The sequence below is a fragment of the Terriglobia bacterium genome, assembly GCA_032252755.1.
In the GTDB taxonomy this organism is placed as follows: Bacteria; Acidobacteriota; Terriglobia; order Terriglobales; family Acidobacteriaceae; genus JAVUPY01.
Map to the genome: position 1 here is coordinate 1 of JAVUPY010000039.1, position 7155 is coordinate 7155.

At 60.1% G+C, this 7155-nt stretch carries 6 protein-coding genes and 1 pseudogene; 5 read left to right on the forward strand and 2 right to left on the reverse strand.

Going from position 1 to position 7155, the window contains the following annotated elements:
• Window positions 1-215: 215 nt before the first annotated feature.
• Both ROO76_09025 and ROO76_09030 read left to right on the forward strand, forming a co-directional pair.
• Window positions 216-1634, forward strand: a complete 1419-nt coding sequence (locus ROO76_09025) for a hypothetical protein (protein ID MDT8068294.1) — start codon at window positions 216-218, stop codon at window positions 1632-1634.
• Window positions 1635-1637: 3 nt separating this feature from the next.
• Window positions 1638-2729: a hypothetical protein gene (locus tag ROO76_09030; GenBank protein MDT8068295.1), complete on the forward strand. Its 1092-nt coding sequence runs from the start codon at window positions 1638-1640 to the stop codon at window positions 2727-2729.
• Window positions 2730-2755: 26 nt separating this feature from the next.
• Here the strand turns inward: ROO76_09030 and ROO76_09035 are convergent, their stop codons facing one another.
• Both ROO76_09035 and ROO76_09040 read right to left on the reverse strand, forming a co-directional pair.
• Window positions 2756-3220 (reverse strand): hypothetical protein, encoded by a 465-nt coding sequence (locus tag ROO76_09035; GenBank protein ID MDT8068296.1) that lies wholly within the window; start codon window positions 3218-3220, stop codon window positions 2756-2758.
• A 350-nt stretch (window positions 3221-3570) separates the two neighbouring features.
• Window positions 3571-3981, reverse strand: a complete 411-nt coding sequence (locus ROO76_09040; GenBank protein ID MDT8068297.1) for a hypothetical protein — start codon at window positions 3979-3981, stop codon at window positions 3571-3573.
• A gap of 425 nt (window positions 3982-4406) precedes the next feature.
• Between ROO76_09040 and ROO76_09045 the strand changes: the two are divergent.
• The 3 genes and pseudogenes from ROO76_09045 to istB all read left to right on the forward strand — a co-directional run bounded on the left by ROO76_09045 (window position 4407) and on the right by istB (window position 7035).
• Window positions 4407-4679, forward strand: a pseudogene (locus ROO76_09045) (transposase).
• 128 nt (window positions 4680-4807) lie between these two features.
• Window positions 4808-6307: an IS21 family transposase gene (gene istA / locus ROO76_09050; protein ID MDT8068298.1), complete on the forward strand. Its 1500-nt coding sequence runs from the start codon at window positions 4808-4810 to the stop codon at window positions 6305-6307.
• The gene (gene istB / locus ROO76_09055; protein MDT8068299.1) at window positions 6307-7035 is read left to right on the forward strand and encodes an IS21-like element helper ATPase IstB; all 729 of its coding nucleotides are present in this window, start codon (window positions 6307-6309) and stop codon (window positions 7033-7035) included. Before istA ends, istB begins: the two co-directional genes overlap by 1 nt.
• Window positions 7036-7155: the final 120 nt, after the last annotated feature.

Here is a 7155-nt window from a genome sequence, read left to right on the forward strand (position 1 = left end):
TGACCCCACCGCCGAAATCATCCAGCAGATTGATTCGATTCAATAATATGGAAATCGAGTGGGGTCATCTTTCGCGCGAAACGTGACCCCCGGCGAACATCGATTAGTAAGACCAATCAATTGCTTATGTCGCTTTATGGAGGGGTCTCGGTTGGGCGCGTTTTCACAGAGTCAGGGAGTTTCCCTGCCTTGGGTGCAAGAAGGGTGGCAGCAAAATGAGAACAGGGACCACCTTGCGTCTTGAGGCACCAGACGGCCTGGAGCCGCTCGGTGCTTTTAATCAGCCCGTCTACAGAGGCTTCCCACAAATTCGAGCCGTTCTTCTAAAGGACCTCGGACCGCGTTTCGCGGACTATTTCACGAGGCCAGATTACGACAGCGATGGAAAACGAATAGGATGGGTCGCCAATTCGCTCGGTGAGCCGAAGCGCTGGAGCGATCTCGGCCCACAGGAGCGGTCAGAATTCGAACCGACGAAGCGGGGGCTTCACGAAGGCTTCACTGCGTATATCAATAGGCTTCGAGCCGAGCCCGAGAACTCATCCCGAAACAATTTTTCGAGAATCCTGGAACAGGCACTCCAGACGCCAGATGAGGGGCATCTTTACTTTATTGATCGTCAACCGATGGTGACTTTTTGGGGGTTCAAGCGAGAGGGGCAGCCGTTTGGCGTCGATCCTCTCGTACTCAGACCAGGCAGCACGGAAAATGATGCTCCGCGTGCGGTGTCATATCCGGCGAGTGTTCGCAATGCCGTTCTGACACCACGACTCGGGTGGTGGCGCTGGGGCTGGTGGAAATGGTTTAGGGGCTTACCGCCGTGGGCATGGCTGCTCTGGTTGCTCGGCGCGCTGCTGCTGCTTTGGCTGCTGTTCACGTTGCTCTGGTGGTTGCTCGCTCCGCGGATTGGTGTCTCGCCTCCGCCATATTGGCTTTGGCCATTTCAGGAAAGGATAGTGTCCGTCGAGCCATCGCCCTATCTCGGCCCATCGCCAGTGATCCCCGCACCAGAGACGGGTGTTGGGCGCATACCTGTCGTTCCCACCGTTCCAGCCGCTCCTGGAATCGGGGCGGAATCTAGTGGGCCCGCTGGCGCGGGGTTGCGGCCGACGATTCCCCCAGTCCCGTCTCCTGCCCCGCGAAATCCGAGCGAACCGCAGTCGCTTCCGAACGGGGGCACGCCGGCCATTGGAATGCCAACATCAAGCCCTCCATTGCCGCCGCCCGGAGCACCCACTGCGCCAGGGACACCATTGGCTCTGCCGCCGGGAAATCTTCCCGCCGGTCCCGCCACCTTCATGCAGGGCCTGTGGCGAAGCCAGGCGGGTCTCCGTGATGCTCAGGGCAACCCTGTCGAGCAGTACTATCGCTTCGATGGACAGGGCAAGGGCGACGTTCGCGTGCGCACGCCAGGCGGTAGGGAGTGTCAGGGCGATGCTCAGGCATTGGTGCAATCGGGCGGACAGCTTGTCATCCGCGAGGACCCAAGTCTGACCTGCAGCGACGGAACATCGATGAGCGGCGCAAGCACGGTCTGCGTAAATGGTCCGGATAAGAATGCAGGTTGCGATGGCACAAACGCCGAAGGCGGCAGCAAATATAAAGTGCGAATGGAACAGATGCCGGGCAAATGAGTTATGTCGAGACAGCTTCTTGAAACCAGTCAGCTCGACGGATGGTCAGCCACCACCGCATTTGGAGGACCGGTTTTTGAGAGCCATGACCAAATCGCAGCGATCCTGCGTCGTCACCTCGGTGCCGAGCACGCTGCTCTCTTTGCGCAGCCTGAGCTCGCGAACGGTCAGATCAGCTGGTTCACCGATACGCTTGGCGAGGTCCGTCCCTGGCGAAAATTGAGCGTGCCCGAACGCGCTCGCCTGGACCCGATTCGCTTGCAATTTGGCGAACAGGTCAAACGGTTGACCTCCGACCTCGCGTGCTCGGGCGCCAACACGCCGAGGGGCAACCTTTCGCACATCCTTTCCTCCGCTTTGGAGATTCCGGGCATCGAGCATCTTTACGCGGTCGGCGATCAGCCGGTGCTGGCGTTCTGGGGTTTTCGAGCTGGCGAGAAATTGGGGTACAACGGACTTGGGACGCTGCCATCCCTACCCGACATCAATCTGTCCACGCGCAACGTTGTCCGATCCCCGTTGGGCTTGATGCTGCTGACGGCACTACTTGCGCTGCTCCTCTCCGCGCTCGGATGGGGACTTTCCCGATATTGGCTCCATCCCAAGCCTTCCGAGCTCGCCGAGGTTCCACGAATCGTCCCGATCACTCCCCCGACCGTCCCTAATGCGCTCCCGGATCAACCCGCGTTTACAGCAGCCCTGGCGGAGCCTCAGTGGCGGGCGCACGATCTGTCGATATTCGATGGCTGTTGGGCAATAGGGACGGATCATCCGACAGTAAACGTTCTTGGAGATGGTCGTACCGAACATGGCACGACACGAGCCGGTGCACTCTGCTTCAATAACGCAGGATATGGGTCATGGATGGAGGCAGAGGAATATCCCTCTGGTCGTTTCTCTTGCAATGCCGTTGTGAGTGCTGGCTTCGATGGAGATCGCTTTGTGATCAGCAAGCCGCAGAGCTCATGCACTCGCCCGGGCGTCATGTGGAATTCCTCGGTGATGAGTTGCACTAGAAATGATGATAAGAGCGCGACGTGCGTTGCAACTTCTGGGGGCGAAAGCCCGGTTCCGATGCTGTTCTACCGGGAATGATCTGTCGGAGAATCCGCTGCGGACGTTCATTGCAAACAGCTCGGTCGAACCTTACCGGTGCGAAGCGAGACTTTGAAAAACAAATCCTGCAGTTTGCGAGCGTCGGAGTCGTAGTCTCCTTCAAAGACACCTCCTGCGGCTTCAGGCGCCTTGAACATGAAGATCCCGGCACCAGCGATTTTTTGTTTGTAGGTGCCCCGGACCACGACGAGACCGCCACCCCGCTTCCTCGAATCCAATATGGTGACGTCTTCAATCGACCCTACCGTTGAGTTGCATTGGAGCGCGAACAGAATGGCTTTGCGAATGGCATCGGCATCATCTTCAGCGCGCACACCTGCCGATCCGAAGACAAAGGACAGAATCAGGCAGAAAATGGATGTCTTCGAGAACCGTGTGAACGCGCTGCCGCCTGCGGCACGCATATCACCGAGCCTGGCCAGCGGCTGCCATCGCAGCTCCGGGCTCCCCAGACAACGGGTCTGGTCCATAGCGATTTGATCCAAGGTTTCTTGGCACGAAGAGCATCACAAAAGGAAATATCCAGCCGACGAATGGGATGAGACTGAGCAGCTAGCCCATCCTGTCCAACCAAAATCCCGGCATCTTAGTGCGCCCACAAGCCATGCGGAAATCGTTGTGAGAGCTGTATCAAACCGGCAAAAGCGATCATTCCTCCGCTTTGGGACGTTTAACGCAACAGCCCAAAGCACCGCTGTTACCAGTAAGAATGCCGGCAGGTACAGAAAGTACGATTTCCGATTGCGCCTACCCGACAAAGAAAACAGATCAGAAAATACGGGCTGAGACATGTGGCTTCTCCCTCCTTTAAGGCTCCTGCTCAAGAGCCTTTACTTGCCGGCCCACGTCTCCGACGTTTGTAGAGGTTGTATTGATCAGGGGTCGCATTGAGGTTCACGCGCTTGCCGTCGGCCGCCTCTAGAACGAGCGTGCGCATGACTCCGGTCATCTGCTGTGGCGGACCGTCTTGCATCACAAATTCAATTGACGGTCTGCACTGGCCACCGCATAGCTCCCCGAACGAAGCTCCGGGCCGCTCCCGGCACGGGATAGCGCCGTTTGGAGCGACGCACATGCCAATAGACGTTGGGACCACGACGGTTTGCGTGGCCTCGCTCTTGTTGAGGCCCCTATTTCCCGAATACATCTCTCGGAGATATGCTGGCGTGCCACATGAACTCACAGCCGTAATGGACACGGCCAGCAAAAGCGCTCCCGCGATTTTCCTCATTGACGACCCCCCTGGTCGGCGACAACGAAGCAAAACCACTAATGCAGCGAAACTGTTGTTACGCATCAAATAAGTCACAGTTCAACAGGAGTGTCAATTCTGCTTGATCCCACGGCTTTGAGGGGGATTTGGAAGGGTCTAGGTCGCAAAAACATTCCCTCACGTTCTGGGTCGAGTGATTGCCGCGATAATCGAATTTTTCGTCTTCGAACCGGCCGAGCTTTCGAAATAATACGCGAGGACTGAACCCGGTGCCAAGCGAGCCAGCATCGTAAGGAGCGCCTCGGCAAAACGCGCTTAAGACTTGTAGAACGTCGGAAGAAATGTCAGAGCGCTCCTGACCTAGCAGGCTGTTGAAAAACCCGTAGCGGCTTTTGCTGGCGCATGATTCACTCGAGTGGGGCTGATGTCGAGTGGGGGCCGTCGTGCGCGGGTCGGATGAACGGTCTGGAGAGTTGTTTTCCTACGTCGATCTGGAAGGTCGGGTGCGGCGGGATCACCCGTTGCGACCGATCCGCGAGATCGCCAATGCGGCTTTGACGGATTTGTCGCGAGAGTTCGCGGCGCTTTATTCGGGGCTTGGGCGCCCGTCGATCGCGCCCGAGATGCTGCTGCGGGCGATGCTGCTCCAGGCATTCTATTCGATCCGGTCGGAACGCCAGCTGATGGAGCGGCTGGAGTTCGATCTGTTGTTCCGGTGTGTAAATTCGCGCGCAATAGTGACCCCCTGAGGGGCGGTTTTCGCGTCCAATAGTGACCCCCTCTAACGCTGCGTGTCAGCGTCCCTTCCTTTGTGCCGGTGTCGGCTGGGAAGGGTGTTTGGGGGATGATTGGCGTGGACATTATCGGGGAGATCCGGCGGGCCTATTTCGATCATCATCGTCCGATCAAGGAGATCGTTCGGACGCTGTCGGTGTCGCGCGCGACGGTGCGCAAGGTCATCCGCGGCCGGGCGACAGAGTTCAAGTACGAGCGCGGCGTGCAGCCGGTGCCGAAGCTGGGTGAGTGGGTCGAGGTTCTGACCGAGATCCTGGAGCAGGAAGCCAAGCTGCCCCGGCGGGAACGCCGCTCGACGCAGCGTCTGTTCGAGGAGCTACGCGGGCGAGGCTACGACGGCGCGCACGATAGCGTGCACCGGTTCGTGAGGGGCTGGCGCGACGAGCGGGCACGAGTTCCGGCGCAGGCTTTCGTGCCGATGAGCTTTGCACCGGGCGAGGCGTACCAGTTCGACTGGAGCCACGAGACGATCACGCTCCAAGGGCTGCCGCTGATGGTCAAAGCGGCGCACATGAAGCTGTCGCACAGCCGCATGCCGTTCGTCCGCGTCTACTTCCGCGAGACCCAAGAGCTGGTCTTCGATGCCCACGACAAGGCGTTCCGGTTTTACGGCGGGGTCTGCCGGCGCGGCATCTACGACAACATGAAGACGGCGGTGGAGGCGATCTTCATTGGCAAGGCGCGCCAGTACAACCGCCGCTTTCTGCAGATGTGTTCGCACCACCTGGTCGAACCGGTGGCGTGCACGCCGGCGTCAGGCTGGGAGAAGGGGCAAGTCGAGAATCAGGTCGGCAACCTGCGCGACCAGCTGTTCCGGCCCAAGCTGCGGGTGAAGAGCCTCATCGAGGCGAATGCCTGGCTGGAAGATCAGTGCATCGCCTACGCCAAGCGTACCCAACACCCGGAGTTCAAGGATCGGACTATCTGGGACGTGTTCCAGGACGAACGGCCCAGCCTGATGGAGCTGCGCGGGCCGTTCGACGGCTTCGTCGAGAAGGCGGTGCGCGCCAGCACTACCTGCCTGATCTCGGCGGATCGCAACCGCTACAGCGTCGACGCTCGCGCGGCCGGGCGCATGGTTCTGGTTCGCTCCCACGCCGAACGCATCGTCGTACTTCTCGATGGCGAGATGGTGGCCGACCATCAGCGCAGCTTCAAGCATGAACAGATCATCTACGATCCCTGGCATTACCTCCCGATTCTGGTGAGGAAGCCCGGCGCGTTGCGCAACGGCGCTCCCTTCAAGGACTGGGACCTGCCGCCCGCCCTGGCCCAAGTTCGCGGCAAGCTGAAGAGCCACGTCGACGGCGATCGTCAGTTCGTCAAGGTGCTGGGTGCGGTGCTCGATCATGGCTTGGCCGCCGTTGAAGCGGCGTGTGCCGAGGCCTTGGAAGCCGGCATCGCCAGCGGCGATGTGATTCTCACGGTGCTCGCCCGACGGCTCCAGCCGGCGCCGCCGCCCAGCATCACCACCCCCGACGCGCTGCGCCTGAAGATCGAACCCGCGGCCGATTGCGGCCGTTACGACAGCATAAGGAAGGTCGCGTGATGGAACGCCATGAGATTCTCGATGCCATGAGCGAACTCAAGCTCTACGGCATGCGCGCCAGCTTCGACGAGATCGCCGGCAAGGGTCTCACCCGCCGCGACGAGATCTATCCCCTCATCGCCAGCCTGATCCGAGCAGAGCGCACTCACCGTCAGGCGCGATCGATCAGCTATCGCATCGGTGGCGCCAGGTTCCCGATGCTCAAAGACCTCGACAAGTTCGTCTTCGCCGATACGCCGGTGGACGAGGGCCAGGTTCGCGAACTCGCCACAGGCGGCTTCCTGGACGCCAAGCGCAACGCGATCTTCATCGGTGGAACCGGCACCGGCAAAACCCATCTGTGCATCGGCGTGGCCTCGGCCGTCATCCGCGCTCGCGCGCGCGGCCGGTTCTTCAATCTCGTCGATCTGGTCAACCAGCTCGAGCAGGAAAAGGCCGCCGGCCGCAGCGGCCGCCTGGCCGAAAAGCTGTTGCGCTACGATCTCATCGCCATCGACGAGCTCGGCTATCTGCCCTTCAGTCAACCTGGCGGGCAGCTCCTGTTCCATCTGATCAGCAAGCTCTACGAGAACACCTCACTGCTGATCACCACCAATCTCGCCTTCGCCGATTGGCCCCAGGTCTTCGGCGACGCCAAGATGACTACCGCCATGCTCGACCGTCTGACCCATCACTGCGACATCATCGAGACCGGCAACACCAGCTGGCGCTTCAAAAACCGAAGCTGACAAATCCCCCCTCCACGGCCGGGTTTGCCCAGGTGGGTCCACAGGGACCTCCCGCGCGCCGCTGCGTCAGACTCTTGCGGTCACTCCACGGCGCGCGGGTCCCTCCTGTGGACTACCTGG